The 14999-nt window shown below is 62.9% G+C and carries 11 protein-coding genes; 5 read left to right on the top strand and 6 right to left on the bottom strand.

The window, feature by feature from the left end; translation table 11 throughout:
* Positions 1 to 70: 70 nt before the first annotated feature.
* Together AC3WLT_RS27365 and AC3WLT_RS27360 are read right to left on the bottom strand one after the other, a co-directional pair.
* Entirely contained in the window at positions 71 to 1153 is a 1083-nt protein-coding gene (locus AC3WLT_RS27365) for an ABC transporter ATP-binding protein (RefSeq protein ID WP_492594798.1), read from the bottom strand.
* Between the two features lie 83 nt (positions 1154 to 1236).
* Positions 1237 to 2010, bottom strand: a complete 774-nt coding sequence (locus AC3WLT_RS27360; RefSeq protein ID WP_492594797.1) for an SDR family oxidoreductase — start codon at positions 2008 to 2010, stop codon at positions 1237 to 1239.
* A 438-nt stretch (positions 2011 to 2448) separates the two neighbouring features.
* On the opposite strand from AC3WLT_RS27360, the gene AC3WLT_RS27355 reads away from it, so the two are divergent.
* The 3 genes from AC3WLT_RS27355 to AC3WLT_RS27345 all read left to right on the top strand — a co-directional run bounded on the left by AC3WLT_RS27355 (position 2449) and on the right by AC3WLT_RS27345 (position 5579).
* Entirely contained in the window at positions 2449 to 3681 is a 1233-nt protein-coding gene (locus AC3WLT_RS27355; RefSeq protein ID WP_492594796.1) for an ABC transporter substrate-binding protein, read from the top strand.
* A 141-nt stretch (positions 3682 to 3822) separates the two neighbouring features.
* Positions 3823 to 4731 carry a carbohydrate ABC transporter permease gene (locus tag AC3WLT_RS27350; protein WP_492594795.1) on the top strand — a complete coding sequence of 303 codons (909 nt, stop codon included), beginning with the start codon at positions 3823 to 3825 and terminating at the stop codon, positions 4729 to 4731.
* A complete protein-coding gene (locus AC3WLT_RS27345; protein WP_492594794.1) occupies positions 4728 to 5579 on the top strand; it encodes a carbohydrate ABC transporter permease in 852 nt (283 codons plus the stop codon). Before AC3WLT_RS27350 ends, AC3WLT_RS27345 begins: the two co-directional genes overlap by 4 nt.
* 63 nt (positions 5580 to 5642) lie before the next feature.
* Here AC3WLT_RS27345 and AC3WLT_RS27340 read toward each other — a convergent pair whose 3' ends face one another.
* Complete coding sequence (locus AC3WLT_RS27340) at positions 5643 to 7181, bottom strand: sialidase family protein (protein WP_492594793.1); 1539 nt, start codon at positions 7179 to 7181, stop codon at positions 5643 to 5645.
* Between the two features lie 246 nt (positions 7182 to 7427).
* Positions 7428 to 9752 (bottom strand): sialidase family protein, encoded by a 2325-nt coding sequence (locus AC3WLT_RS27335; protein ID WP_492594792.1) that lies wholly within the window; start codon positions 9750 to 9752, stop codon positions 7428 to 7430.
* 349 nt (positions 9753 to 10101) lie between these two features.
* On the opposite strand from AC3WLT_RS27335, the gene AC3WLT_RS27330 reads away from it, so the two are divergent.
* Together AC3WLT_RS27330 and AC3WLT_RS27325 are read left to right on the top strand one after the other, a co-directional pair.
* Positions 10102 to 10473 (top strand): YciI family protein, encoded by a 372-nt coding sequence (locus tag AC3WLT_RS27330; protein WP_492594791.1) that lies wholly within the window; start codon positions 10102 to 10104, stop codon positions 10471 to 10473.
* Positions 10470 to 11738, top strand: a complete 1269-nt coding sequence (locus AC3WLT_RS27325) for an RNA polymerase sigma factor (RefSeq protein ID WP_492594790.1) — start codon at positions 10470 to 10472, stop codon at positions 11736 to 11738. The genes AC3WLT_RS27330 and AC3WLT_RS27325 overlap by 4 nt, the downstream gene beginning before the upstream one ends.
* 845 nt (positions 11739 to 12583) lie before the next feature.
* On the opposite strand, the gene AC3WLT_RS27320 is transcribed toward AC3WLT_RS27325, so the two are convergent.
* Positions 12584 to 14377, bottom strand: coding sequence for an AfsR/SARP family transcriptional regulator (locus tag AC3WLT_RS27320; RefSeq protein ID WP_492594789.1), 1794 nt, complete (start codon positions 14375 to 14377; stop codon positions 12584 to 12586).
* 43 nt (positions 14378 to 14420) lie between these two features.
* Positions 14421 to 14696 carry a DUF4242 domain-containing protein gene (locus AC3WLT_RS27315; RefSeq protein ID WP_492594788.1) on the bottom strand — a complete coding sequence of 92 codons (276 nt, stop codon included), beginning with the start codon at positions 14694 to 14696 and terminating at the stop codon, positions 14421 to 14423.
* Between the last annotated feature and the right edge of the window lie 303 nt (positions 14697 to 14999).

Here is a 14999-nt window from a genome sequence, read left to right as displayed (position 1 = left end):
TGTTCCTTAAGGGTTAAATGAATCCGCGTCGCGTCGCAGCTTCAATCGGCTTCAGCCAGCATCGCGCGGTTCAGACCAACCTGCGCCCACTCTCCGTATCGAACAGATGAATATGTTCGGCCGGCAAGCGCAGCGTCACGCGCTGACCGGGCTCGACTTTCGAGCGCTGGCGAGTCGTCACGCACCACGTGCTGCCGCCTATTTTCCCGTACAAATGGGTCTCGGCGCCAGTCGGCTCGACCACTTCGACTTCCATTGAAGCATCCGGCGTTTCCGCCATCGTCTCGATGTGCTCAGGGCGCACGCCGAGCGTGACCTTCGCGCCGGCAGTCGCCGAGGCCGGCGCGCCCTCCAGAACGATTTCGCCGCCGTCGTCCAGTTTCAACGCGAGACCGGCGCCTTGCGCGCGATTGACCAGCACGCCTTCGGCGAAATTCATCGACGGCGAGCCGAGGAAACTCGCGACGAACAGATTCGCCGGATGGTCGTACAGTTCCAGCGGCCGGCCGATCTGTTCGATACGTCCCGCGTTCATCACGACGATGCGGTCGGCCATCGTCATCGCTTCGATCTGATCGTGCGTGACGTAGATCACCGTATTCTTCAGACGCTGATGCAGCGCCTTGATTTCCGTGCGCATCTGCACGCGCAGCTTGGCGTCGAGATTCGACAGCGGTTCGTCGAACAGGAACAGTGAAGGCTCGCGCACCACCGCGCGGCCCATCGCCACGCGCTGCCGCTGACCGCCGGACAGCGCACGCGGCAAGCGGTCCAGATAGCCGCTGAGATTCAGCATCTTCGCGGCGGCTTCGATGCGCGGCTTGAAACTCGCCGACGATTCCTTGCGAATGCGCGGCCCGAACGCAATGTTTTCGTAGACCGACAAATGTGGATAGAGCGCGTAGCTCTGGAACACCATCGAGATATTGCGCTGCTGCGGCGCGAGACCATTCGCGCGCGTGCCGCCGATCATCAGATCGCCGCCGCTGATTTCTTCGAGGCCCGCCACCATCCGCATCAGCGTGCTCTTGCCGCAACCCGACGGGCCGACCAGCACGACGAACTCGCCGTCGTCGATGTGCAGATCGATGCCGTGCACCACCTGCGTGTCGCCGTAGCGTTTGAAGATACCGCTCAGTTGCACTGCTGCCATGCTGTCCTCATTGTCATTCCGTCGTGCTGTCGTGCCTCATTGAACGCAGTGCGCGCCACGCTCGCTTACCAGTTCAACGCAGTTCAAAGCGATTCGAGCGTCAGTTCCTCGGCCATCAGACGGTTGCCGGCCATCAAGCCGCCGTCCACCGGCAACGCGACGCCGGTAATCACACGCGCCATCGGCGACGCGAGAAACAGCACCGAGTCGGCGATATCGTCGGGCGTCGCGAAGTCGCGCAACGGGTACCACTTCTTCAGATCCTCGAAGACCTGCGGATTCTTGTCGACCCGCGCCTGCCACGCCTGCGTCTTCACCGTGCCCGGACAAACGATGTTCGCGCGAATGCCGTAACGGCCCAACTCGATCGCCAGCGCTTTGGTGTAGCTGATGAGACCCGCCTTCGCCGCGCTATACGCCGGATGACCGAGCGCAGCCATGCCGTTCACCGAACCGATCAGCACCAGCACGCCCTTTTGCCGCTCGATCATCGACGTGCGCACCGCTTCCACCGTGTGGTACGTGCCGTTCAGATTCAGATGGATGTCGCGCTGCCAACTGGCGGCGTCCGTCGTGGCAAGCGTCAGGCCGTTGGCTGCGCCCGCGTTCGCGACCAGCACGTCCACTGGACCGCGCGTCTTGACCGCTGCGGCCACCGTTTGCTTGACCGCTTCGGCGTCGCCGAGATCGACCGCGATCGGCATGACATGTGCGTCACCGAGCTGCGAAGTCAAAGCGCCGAGCGCGTTCGCGTCGATGTCGAGCGCCAGCACCGAATCGCCTTGCTCCACGAACCGCTTGCACAACACGCTGCCGATTCCGCCGCAAGCGCCGGTTACCAACACCACACGATTCATGTTCGCCTCACTCCTCAACCCCTCGTTGCCCTTCGTTGCCGCCGCCGGTTTCGCGTGTAAATTTCCTACAAAACTGACGACCCGCAGTTGCCTGGCCATCCCGAAGATTGGGTATCCGTTTCTTCGCGCCGCACAAAACACCCCTGCTTTACAGCATCTTATGCACAAAACCGGCCGAGAAAAAATATCGCAGACCCTACGTGACAAGCTATTTTTCGTCATGTAGGATTTTTTCAAACAATTCAACCCCAAGCGGCCGGCGACGGCAGCAGACCACCCCCCACCATCGTTGGATGGGACCGGAGTAAGCGCTATGGGACCAGAGTAAGCGCTAAAGCGCTAACTCTGGTCGACACGCTAACTCCGATCGACACCCTTCGTTGGATGGGACCGGAGTAAGCGCTGAAGCGCTAACTCCGATCGACACAGGAGAGAGAAATGTCGTTGCATGCCCGTGCTTCCCTCGCGCTCGGCAAAGTTGCCGTGGCGCTCGCGTTTGCAGGTATCGCCGTCGCGGCTCACGCCGACACGGTCCGCGTCACCGTCGCGGATTACAGCGATGCCACCGCGCCGTACTTCGAAAAGATGGCCCGCAACTTCGAGAAGGCCAATCCCGGCACGACCATCAAGATCGAACACGTGAACTGGGACACGCTGCAACAGAAACTGCAAACGGACATTTCCGGCGGCGCCAACGCCGACCTCTCGATCGTCGGCACGCGGTGGCTGCTCGATTTCGTGAAAGACGACGTCGCCGAACCGCTCGACAGCTACATTGACGCAAGCTTCAAGGGCCGCTTTATCGGCCCGTTCCTCGCACCGGGCGAGATCAACGGCAAGGTGTACGGCCTGCCGATCGCCGCTTCCGCGCGCGCTCTCTACTACAACAAGGACCTGCTCGCGAAGGTCGGTTATCCCGACGGCCCGAAAACCTGGAATGACGTGATCGATGCGTCCAAGAAGCTGAAGGCGCAAGGCGTGGCCGGCTTCGGCCTGCAAGGCAAGGAAATCGAAACCGACGTCTACTTTTACTACGCCCTGTGGACCCACGGCGGCGACGTGGTCGGCAAGGACGGCAAGGCGGCGGTCAATTCGCCGGCCGGCATCAAGGCGGCCACGCTGTACAAGACGATGATCGATCAGGGGCTGACGCAACCGGGCGTGACCGGCTACAGCCGCGAAGACGTGCAGAACCTGTTCAAGCAAGGCCGCGTCGCGATGATGATCTCCGCGCCATTCCTCGCCAAGCAGATCAAGAAGGAAGCGCCGAACCTGAAGTACGGCATCGATCCGATCCCGATGGGTACGACGCACGCCACCTACGCGGTGACGGACTCGATCGTGATGTTCAAGAACTCGAAGGTGAAGAAGTCGGCCTGGAAGTTCCTCGACTATCTATTCACGAAGGAACCGCGCGTCGAGTTCACGACCACCGAGGGTTTCCTGCCGACCACCAAGGCTGAGGCGACCGATCCGGCGTTCAACGATCCGGACACGAAGGCCTTCGTCGCGCTGCTGCCGACGGCCCACTTCGCGCCAACCGTGACCGGTTGGGAAGACACCGCGAAGGCCGTGACCGATGCCATGCAGTCGGTCTATCTGGGCAAGGCGAAACCGGCCGACGCGCTGAATGCCGCGGCGGCGCAAGCGAACAAGTCGCTCGGTCATTGATCGCGTAGTCTCGCAGTGATCTGCTGAAGACGGAACGCGCGCCGCCGTTGCGAAGGCGGCGCGCGTTCCGGTCGTACTGCACTGTCCGGCCATCCCGTCGCGCCCGCTTTTGATGCGGGCGCGTCTTACGATCGAGCACGCATGAGCCGTTCCATTTCTTCCGTTTCTTCCGTTTCTTCGCGCCTGCAAGCGCCCTGGTTGCTGATTGCGCCGAGCCTCGCGCTGGCGCTGTTCATCATCAGCTATCCGATTTTCAATATCGTGTGGCAATCGCTGCACGAGGTCTCGCGCTTCGGTGCGATTCGCGATTTCACCGGCCTGCAGAATTTCTATACGATTTTTAGCGACCCCGCCTTCCTCGCCGCCGCCAGACGGACGGTAATCTGGACCGTCTGCGTGGTGGGCGGCACGGTGCTGATTTCGGTGCCGGTCGCGCTGGTGCTGAATCAGGACTTCTATGGACGCGGCGTAGCGCGCACGATCGTGATGCTGCCGTGGTCCGTCTCGCTGACGATGACCGCCGTGGTCTGGCGCTGGGCCTTCAACGACGACTACGGCATGGTCAACGTCACGTTGCAGCGGCTCGGATTCATCAGCGGTCCGATTCATTGGCTTGCCACGCCGGAACTCGCGTTTCCGGTGGAAATCGCGGTGGGCATTCTGGTGTCGATTCCTTTTACGGTGACGATTCTGCTTGGTGGTTTGTCATCGGTGCCGGGCGATATCTACGAAGCGGCGCGCATGGACGGCGCCAGCGCCTGGCAGCAGTTTCGCAAACTGACGCTGCCGTTGTTACGGCCGTTCGTCAACATGACGATTCTGCTGAACGTGATCTACGTGTTCAACTCGTTCCCGATCATCTGGGTGATGACGCAAGGCGGCCCCGACAACGGCACGCATATTCTCGTCACGTATCTCTACGAGCTCGGCTTCCGTCTGGGACGACCCGGCGAAGCCGCGGCGGTGTCGCTGATCATGCTCGTCATGCTGCTCGTTTTCTCGATCGCCTATCTGCGCCTGCAGCCCGCAAAAGAAGGAGAGCCGACATGAGTCTGAGCGTCAAAATGAAGCGCACGCTGTGGTGCTGGCTCGCGCTGTCGCCGCTGGTTGTGGTCGTGCTGTTTCCGTTTGCCGTCATGCTGTTTACCGCCTTGAAACCAGCTTCGGAGATCTTTGTGTATCCGGCAAGGTGGTTGCCGGTGCATTGGCAGTGGAGCAATTTTTCGGACATGTGGGTCGCGGCTAATTTTGGCGTGGCGCTGAGGAATAGCTGCGTGATCAGCTTTCTTTCGACTGCGCTGGCTTTGGCGGTGAGCTTGCCGGCGGCTTATGCGCTGGCGAGGTTTCCGTTTCGCGGGAAGGGGTTGTATTCGCAGTTTCTGCTGGTGACGCAGATGTTATCGCCGATTCTGCTGGTTGTTGGCTTGTTCCGGCTCGCGGCGATGATTCCTTATGGGGATGGGAATCTGGTTGACTCCAGGATCGGAGTCATCGTTTCTTATGCGGCTTTTAATATCGCGTTTGCGGTTTGGATGTTGTCTTCTTACTTTCAGACTGTGCCAAGGGATCTTGAAGAGTCGGCATGGCTTGAGGGGTGTGGGAGGACGAGGGCTGTTTTTAAGGTGTTCTTGCCGTTGGCCGTGCCTGCGATTGTTGTGACGGCGATCTTTACTTTTATTAATGCGTGGAATGAGTTTGCGGTGGTCTATACGTTGATTCGGTCGCCGGAGAATAAGACTTTGACCGTTCAAGTTACGGATATGGTCGCTGGGAAGTACGTCGTCGAGTGGCATCTTGTGATGGCGGCGACACTCGGTGCGACGTTGCCCGTTTCGATTGTGTTTGCGTGGTTGCAGCGGTTCTTGGTGAAGGGGTTGGCGCTGGGGGCGGTGAAGTAGCGGTGGGCAGGCGCGACCGGAGTTGGCCTGGCACCGCGAGTCACCTGGATGCGCGCTGGTCGCCTATCCTTTGCCTTCAAGACGCTTTACTTCCTGTTGAGCTACGTGCGCCACCATGGCCATGGCTGCTCTCTGAATGCCGATGCCCCCGGGGCTGGCGACAAGCGTGGCGATCCGCTGGATCGCGACACCCAGCAGAATATCCAGTTCGGGTCCCCAGGGCGGAATATGTACGATATGTCCGCCCACGATCTCATCGCCACCGCCGTCCTGAATGATGCCGTCCAGAATCTGAGCTACCTGCCCATAGACACCAAGTGGAATCCCAGCCGCCTTTGCACGGGCCCGCACGATGTCAGTCCAGAGTTCCTGAATACCGGTGCGTGTGTCCGTCCAGAGTGGATAGAATCCCCGCGTGCTGGCGTCCAGCCCGAAGTAGTCACCGATGAAGGTGACGTTGGAATCTCCATGGGACCACGGCGCGTCGATGGCCGGATCCCACGGCTGGTCCGTCACGATGGCACGATCGAACGAGATCCCGCCATCAACCGACTGGGCGATGATCACATCGATGAGCGGTGTCGACGGCTTGGGTCCGAACTCGTAGAAGGCGCACCCGATCACGCCGTTGGGATCAATGACGATCTGCGGGTGAAAGTGCTGCAAACCCGAGGGTAGCGGTCCTGCCAGCAGCGGCTTTCCTGAGAGACCGGTGGGCCAGCTGGCGCCGCCGTCAGGTGACACTGCGCAGTAGATACGGGACACGGCTTCGCGGAAGTCGGCCCATGCCACGGCGACGGTGCTCCCGAAGACGCTCGCCGATGGGATCGTCAGCACGCGAAAGTTTCCGCCCGGAAACACCGGCCACCCATGAGGGGCCGGCAATCCGGCATTGAGCGTCGTCACGCCCACGGCCGGCGACACGGCGGGCGCAAAACTGTCGCCCCCGTCGGTCGACACGATCATCTTGATCTCGCTTCCCGCGATCCAGACGATATAGATGTCACCGTTGGCCGCGACTCTTATGTCCGGTGAAAACGAATCATTGACGAGCACCGTGCCGGCGGGTGTCACGCCAGGTCCCGCACCGATCCAGGTTACGCCATAGTCCGTGGTGCGTGCGAACCGCATGTCGGATCCGTCGTCCCAGACTGCATAGACGCGGCCGTGAAACGGACTCGACGGATTCGTGTCTCCTGCCGCCCACTGCTTGTCATCGCCAGCGCTGTTGTGGATCGGCAGCGGAGCGCTCCAGGTCTGTCCGCCATCCGACGACTGGTAGATCACGATCCCGACGGTGTCGAAGGTCGGCGGATTGTTGCCCGACAGACCGACCAGATAGACGTTTCCCACATCATCCCAGGCAAGCGCAGGGTCGGTGAGCAGCGTAAAACCGGATAGCGTCAAGGCGGCCGAATCATGCCATGAGAGGCCACCGTCCGCGGAGTATTCGGTGGCCAGAATGAAGTCGTAATTGTGAATGTCCCCGAACTTCTTGGACCCCGCTACGATCTGCTTCGGGTGATTGGGGTTGACTGCGATATTGCTTTCGCTTCTCGCGTTATTCACGCTCGTATCGTGCGTGACCTGGATATTCGACATGATCCCCCCTTATCGATTATTCGAAAGGTCGAGTGATCGCCCGGCGCGAAACCTTCATTCATGGGCTAGTCGCGAAGACACGACCAGCAGAATGAAAAGGCCCCGGGCGGTAACAGCTGGCCGATGGAACCCGACAGCCCAGCTCGGAAAAGGTGCCTCGCAAAATCACGTGTAAGCAAAACGGCGCAGGCAGGCCGATTTTGTAAAGTGCGTGCAGTAAAAGCTGGAGTCCGATGCTGCGCGGCGTCATCGCCCCGATTTGCGCGTCGAAGAAGCACGTTGTTTCCGTTCGTGGTTCGCGTGCTCGACGTGGCCGCGAACGAGCTCGAGGGTGGCGCTGCCGGTGGTGACATGACCGTCATTGCGCTGGAAGATGGTCAGCTTCGTCGGCGCGTCGAGATCGAATTCTTTGGGAAGCTTGACCGACAGCTTCAGGCGAAGCGTCTGCCCTGGTTCAACCGCAAAGCCGACTCCAGCCACTCGATGCGTCAGGTTCCAATGCTTGCCAGTAAGCTTGGCGCCGTGCATGTGATTCCCGTCAGGTACAGGCGGCTTCTCCCCCTTCCTGGGCGGAAGCACTTCGAGAATCATCGGAACGTCGTCGAGCCGGTAGTCCTTGCGGACGATGACCTCGACGAGCTTTGCGTGACTGTACGGGCTGCCGATGATGAAGGGCAACTCGATCAGGCTCTCGGCGTCGGCGAAGACATGTGCGTACGACAGGTTGCGCTGGCAGACGTTGTTGTCGCCCCAGAAGTAGCTGCCGTAATCGCACGTACCGGGCGCGACCAGCAGTGGCGCACCATCAAGGCCGCCTGCGGAGTCGTTGTTGTCCCCGCGCGCCTCGGCCAGCAGGCATGGATGCCAGGTGCCCTCCTGAGGAATCTGAGCGGCGGACCAGCGAATGGGGCCGAAGATGCGGGTGGCGCCCACCGCCAGATTGATCGGCGCGCTTTCACCGAGATACAGGTGTCTCTGCTGGACCGCAGCCGTCTGCCAGTCGCCCGGATACCAATCCTGCGGATAACGAAACTCCAGCCCAGGCAGCGCATCGAGCGCGGGATAGTTGCCAACGGTGACAGCGAGCGTGACATTCTCCGCGGGATTGGGCCCGAGGTTGGTGATCTTGCCGTAGATGAAATGGTCCGTCACACCGTCGCGCAGCAGATCCTGATCGACCCAGACAGCGTTACCGTCCTGCTGCCGGCGCACGATCAGATCCGGAGCCTCCCAATGATTGCCGGGTGACGGTACCGTTCCTGTGTCGCTCGAGGAGTCCCTGATGTAGACGTTCGCGGGCCGGACCGCGACGCGCGCGGTGAACATTTCCTGGGTTCCGGTGCGAGTGTCCATCCAGAACGGGAAGAACCCGAGCGGACTCGCCGCCAGACCGAAGTAATCGCCAATGAAGGTGACGTTAGGATCTCCGTGCGCCCAGACGGCATCCACTGTGGGGTCCCACGGCATCTCGGTCACGGTGGCCCGATCCACGAAGATCGCCGCGTTGTCGGCCGACGCTGTCAGGACAACGTCGATCAGCGGTGTCGTGCCGCCCCCCTTCGGTCCGAAGAGATAGAAATCGCAGCCGACGTCCCCCTGTGGCGTGCAGGCAAGCTGCGGCTGGAACTCGTGTTGATCAGGGGCAGAGACAGCGCCGCCGCTCATCAGCGGCATGCCGGAGCCGCTGCCCGCCTGCCAGACGGCGCCGCCATTGTTGGAGCGCGCATAGTAGATGCGGGCGACTCCCTGTCGATAGTCGGCCCAGGCAACAACCAGGTCGGTCGCATTGACGCCGACACACGCCGTCGCGACCGTGGGCGTCCGGAAGGTCCCACCGGGTAGCTGGCCGGGCAAGCCCGTGATTCCGCTCGCAACGATGGCCGGGTTCGAGAACGAATCCCCGCCATCGGTGGATTTGACGAACTGAATGTCGGTGCCGGCGATGAAGAAGATGTAGACGCTACTGTCCGCGGCCACGACGACCTGCGGTCCGAACGAGGCCGGAGCAAGCGACGTTCCGACCGGGTTCGCTCCGGTCCCGCGCCAGCTGGCCCCGTAGTCGATCGTGCGCCCGAAGAGCATGCCACCCGGACCGTCCCAGGCGGCGTAAACACGGCCATGATAGGGGCTGCCGGGATTGGTATCGCCTGCGGCCGACTGCTTGTCATCGCCAGGCGCCGAGTGAATGAGGTTCGGAGCGGACCAGGTCAACCCGCCGTCCGTAGACTTGTACACCGCTATGGCCATCGGCTCGGCTCCCTGAAACGGCAGAGCGACGAGATATACGCCGCCGATGTCGTCGAAGGCGACCGTCGGATCCGAAACGCCGTCCCAACCCGCGAGGAGCCCGAGGGGCGCAGCCTCCTGCCACGATCGGCCCGCGTCGAATGTCGAATACGCGGCGAGCGAGAACGCATAGGTGTGCGGGTCGGTGAACCGTTTGGACGACCCGACCATGTTGTACGGATTGGTCGGATTGACTTCTATCGTCGATTCACTTCGGTCATTGCTGGGGCTGGCATCACAGGTGACGCGGATGTTGTATCGTGGTCCAAGAATGAGCGGGAGCATCGTTCCTCCTAGGTAACGCCATTGGCAGCAGCCTCTCTATTTTCTTATCCACCTCGGGAAATAGTTTTGCATCCGTGGTCGACACTCGGAGAGGGATTGGACTACGAATCCCGTTGTTGTTAGCTCCAAGACGAACTGACCCGGCTAGATTCGCAGCCGACCCCCTCAAATTTTTCGATGACCCGGGCGACCCTGATAGGGGAGCGGTGGTCGGTAGGCATCACGCACGGTGCGAGCGTACCGTCCGCGATTTTTTCGACGCCGCCTGTCCGTCAGCATGCGGCCCGAGCGTCATTGTGATGGCGGCCCGATGTAATTCACCCGCCTTAACCCCATGACGGAGGCTCATATGCAATACCTATTGATGATCTATTCGGACGAAAACCGCTGGAACCAGATGACCGACAGCGAGCGGCAGCAAGGGGTTGCCGCATATCAGGCGTACACCGAATCGTTGAAAAAAGCGGAGGCGCTGGTGGGCGCCAACCGGCTGCAGCACACGAACACGGCCACCACGGTGCGGCTCGTCGACGGCAAGCCGCAGGTGCTTGACGGACCGTATTCCGATTCGAAGGAGCAGCTCGCCGGCTACTACCTGATCGACGTGCCCAACCTGGACGCGGCGATCGCGTGGGCGTCGCGTTGTCCCGGCGCGGCGCACGGCCTCATGGAAGTGCGCCCGGTCTGGACTGCCCCCAGCGATGCGCCATCTGCTGCATGAGTCCATCCGGCGGCGGCCGTGACGCTGACGGCGCCGCGCATTCGATTGCCGAGGCAGTCGCTCGCCGCAGTTACGGCAAGCTCGTCGCGCTGCTGGCGATGCGCACGCGCGACGTCGCCGCGGCCGAGGACGCGCTGGCCGACGCGTTTGCGGCCGCGCTCGCGGACTGGCCGGAGCGCGGCTGCCCCGCGAATCCCGAAGCGTGGCTGATGACGGTTGCGCGCCGCCGGGCGGTCGATGGCGCGCGTCATCGCCGTGTCGGCGACGAAGTGGCGAACCAGCTCGCGATCCTCGCCGACGAGATCGACGAGCGTGAAGCAGGCATGTTGCCCGACCGGCGGCTTGCGCTGCTGTTCGCGTGCACGCACCCGGCGCTCGAGGCCGCGATTCGCACGCCGCTGATGCTGCAGGTGGTGCTGGGGCTCGAAGCAAAGACGATTGCGTCCGCGTTCCTGATGTCGCCCGCCGCGATGAGCAAGCGCCTCGTGCGGGCGAAGCACAAGATCCGCGAAGCGGGCATTCCGTTCAGCGTACCGGAGCGCGAGGAGCTGCCCGGCCGGCTCGCTGCGGTGCTGGAAGCGGTCTATGCGGCGTATGCGGAAGGGTGGACCGATCCGGTCGGCGGCGATACCGAACGGCGCGATCTCGTCGGCGAGGCGCTGTTTCTTGCACAACTGCTCGTCGAACTGCTGCCCGAGGAGCCGGAGACGCTTGGTCTGCTCGCGCTGATGCTGTATGCGCAGGCGCGGCGCGATGCGCGACGCGATGCGGCCGGCGACTACGTGCCGCTGTCGGCTCAGGATCCGGCGACATGGGACGCGCCGATGATCGCCGCAGCCAACGCATTGCTGCGGCGCGCAAGCGCATTCAACGCAATCGGACGCTTTCAGCTCGAGGCCGCGCTGCAGTCGGCGCACGTCCACCGCTGCCGGACGCATCGCCCGAACTGGGACGAGATCGTGCAGCTCTACGATGCGCTGCTCGCGATTGCAGCGTCGCCGGTGGTCGCGGTGAACCGCGCGCTCGCGCTGGCGGAACGGGACGGCCCGCAGGCGGCGCTCGACGCGCTCGAGCCGTATGCGGACGATCCGCGGCTGGCCGACTACCAGCCGTACTGGGCCGCGCGTGCCGATCTGCTCGCGCGTGCCGGCGCGACGGCCGAAGCGCTCGGCGCGTACGATCTCGCGATCGGACTCGAGCGCGATCCGGCCGTGCGCCGGTTCCTGCAGCGCAAGCGCATCGAGCTGTCATCGGCGAGAAGTTAGATTGGCGCTTTGCGTTTGCCACGCGAGGTTGCAAGCCTCGCGCTAACGCGGCTCAGACCCCGCGCTGCGCTGCGCGGTCCGGACCGTTCCGTTCCCACTGGAATTGGGTTGAGTCCGTACGATTCCAACGTCCGTTTTGTAGAACGTTCATCGAACTGGTGCTATCGGCCACAAACCTCCGTTCACATGCGTCGCCGGTCGGACGTTCAGGCGTCGGGTCCGCACCCGTAACCGACCATCCAATCGTAAAGGACGAACGCTCGGTCATCGGCCTTTGCCGACATTCGGGCATCGGTGTTCGTGAGGCAGTTACAGTTCACTTTCCCGACATTCGCACCTCGGCTGCTGCGAATGTCAGGTCTCACCGCAAGCGGATGCGTACTTTCGACCCACTGCCGCCGGTCGCGCTGTCAGGGGTTCAACGGCAGGTAACGGAGTGGTCCGGTCATCCAAGCAGGCTCCTCGGGGACAGCAGTTCGGCCGTTGCTGCCGTTGGCTCATCAACACGTCAGCGGCCGGTATAGGACGCTAAGCTGACGAAAGTCGAGCGATCGTGGTGAACGGCCGCTTTGACCGCCGCAGAACGGCGGTACACGACCCCAAGCAGCCGGTCAGGCTTTCGGATGATGTCCGTCCGCTTCCAAGTGCGGAGCAGACGGTCGTGTAAGACACGCCGGGGGCAGCACCTCGGCCTTTCCAGGCAGTCGCGGATCGCTGGCAAAGGCTGGCCAACGGCGCAAAGCGAATGCCCGAGAACGCTAAGGGATCACTCCAGACTCGAACGAGCCGGGCGAGCGGTTTCGCGTCGTGTCAGCAATGCAGCCCCGAATCTTCGTTACCGCGTTTCAAAGCTCGATGACGGCGCGTAGTGCAGGATTGTCGATTTCGTAGGCGAGCAGCCGTGCCGCGGCAGCACTCGCTCTGTCGCCGAGCGCTGCACGGTGAAGATGCGAACGCACGCTGAGTTCGCGCATGCCGCTGCGCGCGGCGAGGTTCTGCATGTCGTCGATCCAGGCCGACGCCTGGGGCATGGCCTGCGCGACCGCCAGACCGCACAGCACGTCGAGCGCGTAGCCCTTGCCCCAGAGGTAGGCATCGGGCAGGCGAAAGCTGCGCGCAGTGGCATCGACAAGGATCTCGACGGCGCGTTGCGATTGACCCCGCGCGATGGCGATGCGTCCGAGGCCGCGTCCGGCGATGCCTTCCCAACACGGGTCGCCAAGCTGACATCCGAGCGCGAAAGCATGCTCGAAGCGCTCCGCAGCGACGTCCACATCGCCGCGCATCAGATCGACTTCGGCGAGCAGGGATTGGGGCCAAGGCACAAATGCCGTCCAGACCTGTTGCGCCAGCGTGACTGATCGATCGAGCGCGTCGCTTGCTGCCTGGACGTCTCCGCACAGCAGCAACGCGCGCCCCAGCATCGACAGCGCATAAGCGAGCTGCTTGAGGTCGCCCATGCTGTCGGCGAGCGCCTCGGCGTCACGAAGCATCGCAATCGCGGCGGCATAGTGCGCGGTGTCGCTAAGCGTCGATCCATGCACGATGGCAATGCGTGCCTGCTCTGCGCGGTCGTCGCCGGCCAGCGGCGCCGCCCGCCGCAGCCACGCCAGCGCTCGCTCGTGACGGCCGCGCAGAAACTCGATGTAGCCGAGCTCGCGGCAAGCCGCCGCTGCGTATGACGGCGAGGCATCCTGACCGATCGCGAGTGCCTCGTGCAGCGCCGTGGCGCCTTCCTCGTCGCGCCCGCGCGCGGCGTGCACGAGCGCGCCGCCGAGAGCAACGCGCGCACGCGTACGCAATACCGCGTCGCCGATGGTATCGGCCTCGACGATCGCACGCCGCAGGCACTGTAGTCCGGCATCGAGCGCTCCGCCGCCGATCGCAGCCTCTCCAGCCTCGATCTGCGCAACGGCCGCAGCGCGACCGATCGCGGGCCGCGCGATCGGCGTGGCGGTGGCCGTGCGTATTGCGGCTTCGAGCGTCGCGCCTAGTTGCACGCCAAGCTCGCGCTTGAACAGCTCGCGGCACGCAGCGGCCTGGCGCGCAGCACCTACGCCGTCGCCCGCAGCGGCGAGACAGCGCACGAGCAGCGCCTGGAAGTTCTCGTCCAAGGGGTTCTGGCGCACGAGCCGACCGGCCAGATCGGCCGCCTCGGTCACGGCACCGGCGGCCAGGCGGGTCAACGCGGCCTCGCGCAGGACGGCCTCGGCGGTCGCCTGGAGGTGCCGGCGTTCACAAGCGAGCCAGACTTCGAATGACGGACTGCCCGAAAAGCTCATCCCTTCGAGCAATTCGCGGTCGAGGCCAGGCACGCACAACGCTTCCGCCCAGGTTCCTTTGGCCACAACCTCGATATCGACGTACGCGGCCGGTTCCAGCGAAAGCGCCAGCATGTCGCCACGCAAGGCCTCGGTGCCGAGCAGGCGTCGGAGTTCACTCAGATTCCAGCGTAAAGCCGCCAGCGGGTCATCGGCGTCCTCGAACAGCAGCCCCGCCAGGTGCTTGCGGCTCGCGCAGGCATCGCTGCGGATTAGGTACGCGAGTACGCCCCAAACCTTGTGGCCGTGCGGCGCCGGCAATGGGTGGCCGTCCCGCTCGATTCGCGGCGCGCCGAGAAGGTGGATCGCAAGGCCCATGAGTCGATCGTGGCTCAGGGCCTGCGGGCGTGCAAGGGCGGCATCAGGCTTCGGCGGTCGTAGGGTCGATGATTGTCATGACCCGTGCGACGCTGTCCGCCGGAAAACCGCCTCGTCGCGCATGTTCCCTGACGAGTTCCTCGCTCGCCGCGTTGTAGACGCAGTAGACCTTGTCACTCGTCACGTAGCTTTGCACCCACTGGACGTCCGGGCCGAGCTCCTGCAGGACGCTGCACGACTTCTGAGCGATGGCCTGCAGCTCGGCTGCCTTCGAGGCTCCGATTCCGGGAATGGCACGTTCGATCACAAATTTTGGCATGACGGTCTCCGTTGAGGTGAAGGGGAACCCCTAAGGTACGCAATGTGCGTGTGAGCAAGCGTGTGAGGACGACAATCACTGCAAACTGGGATCGATTCCGGACCATCACCAGAAATGGGCACAAAGTCCGAGCAAACGACGGCGAGAAATCCTTCTAGTACGTCCGCTATGCCACACTGACCGGACGCTCAACGGTGCAGTTTTTCCGTTCCGACAATGACTCTTCTTGGCCGAACTCGGAAGCCCAATCAAGCGGTCAGCCCTCCTTTCGCCTCTGTCAAGCTGGGTGTAGCGGTTTGCCCG

This window comes from Paraburkholderia sp. FW306-2-2C-D06C, assembly GCF_058781505.1.
This window is presented reverse-complemented; position numbering and strand designations above follow the sequence as displayed.